We start from the raw sequence: 1,416 nt of genomic DNA on the forward strand, positions 1-1,416 counted from the left end.
AACGATCATCAGACTGTTCCAAACGCACAAGGTGTCAACTATGTCCTGACGCAGGACACCGCTAGCCCGACATTTTTGTCTTAACACACCGCTCACTACAGCGCATTCCTTTCTGGAGCTAGCTCAGCGCCCTCTTGCACGTCACCCCAGCTTTCCTTTTGCTCCCCTACCTCCTTCGCTTTTCTCCCTCTCTTTGCATTTCACCTCAAATGCGGAGCTAGCGCTGTTCCGGTCAGAACGGTGGTGGTTCTTCGCTGGGCTCCCATGGGCGGGAGTCGCCGTTGAACACCTCCCCTGCACTGTGACCAACCCTGGGTTCAGAGTGGCGCGCGGTTTCGTGTTCTGTTGCTTGGTATTCGTTGATGGTGTGGCTGATGTCTTGGTCGCCGGTGTCGAAGTACTCGAGTAACCGTTCGTACTGGAGTTGGTTAATCCGTGATTCTGGTGGGTAGACCAGCATGGCACCAATCCGTGGGAACACCCACGCCAGAGAACCATCATCCATCTTGTCTACGCGTAAGCGTTTCTGGGTTTTCTCCTGATGATGCCGCTTACACAACGGGTGCAGATTCTCCATCACCGTCAACCCACCCGACTCGGGGTCCTGGTGGTTGAACGGTTCGATATGGTCTTTCTCGCACACCCTGGCAGGTGTGGCACACCAGGGGACACTGCAATCAGGATGCCTAGCTTCCACCATGCGTTTCAAAGCCGCGGGTATGTAATACTTCGTCGGTGTGGATTCCAGGACTACCCCGGTTTCGGGGTCGGTGAACATCCGGTACACCCACTTCGCCTGAGCGATCAGCTCATCAGCAGTCTTAGCGTCTAATGGCACCCGGCCATTCATCATCACAGGAACCCGCACATCCGGGTCCACCTTGATCGGCAACCCAAAATCAAGCCCACTACCCGAACCCACAGGCTCGCCGGCTATCTGGGGCTCGTCGGTGTTCAAGAACTCTTCCGGGTTTAGAGTTTCTTCACTACCCGGCGAACCTCCAGCACCCGATGGCACACCTGTCCCTTGGTTTCCGGAGATCCGCTCGTCATAACCCGATCCAACGCCAGGTGGCGCACTACTCCCCTGGTGCTGAAATGCTTGCTCTTCGGTTTCGTTTGTTTCTGAGCTTCGGCGCTCCTTCTCTTCCACTCTGAAGCTATATTGTTCGGTTCTTTGTTTTCTGAACTTGTGGTTTCTTCCGGGGTCTTGGTTTTCGGGTCTGTGCTTGTCTGCCCCGGGGTCTTTCCCGGAACCCTCGCCCCAGCGTTTATCTTTTCTTGGTGGCGGTAGGTGCGTGAGGAAGTGCAGGACCGGGATGGTGACGGTGATACCGGCTTGGGCTTTGAGCCATTCTTCTTTTTCAGGCATCGACACGCACAACTCAAGCTCATACACGTCTTCCGCCTGTTTGA

1 pseudogene is annotated in these 1,416 nt (G+C 55.4%); it reads right to left on the minus strand.

From position 1 onward, the window contains the following. Window positions 1-232 precede the first annotated feature (232 nt). Window positions 233-1,416: pseudogene (locus HMPREF0183_RS04660) on the minus strand (HNH endonuclease); the annotation flags it as partial.

Origin of the sequence: Brevibacterium mcbrellneri ATCC 49030 (assembly GCF_000178455.1) — a bacterium.
GTDB classification, from domain to species: Bacteria; Actinomycetota; Actinomycetes; order Actinomycetales; family Brevibacteriaceae; genus Brevibacterium; species Brevibacterium mcbrellneri.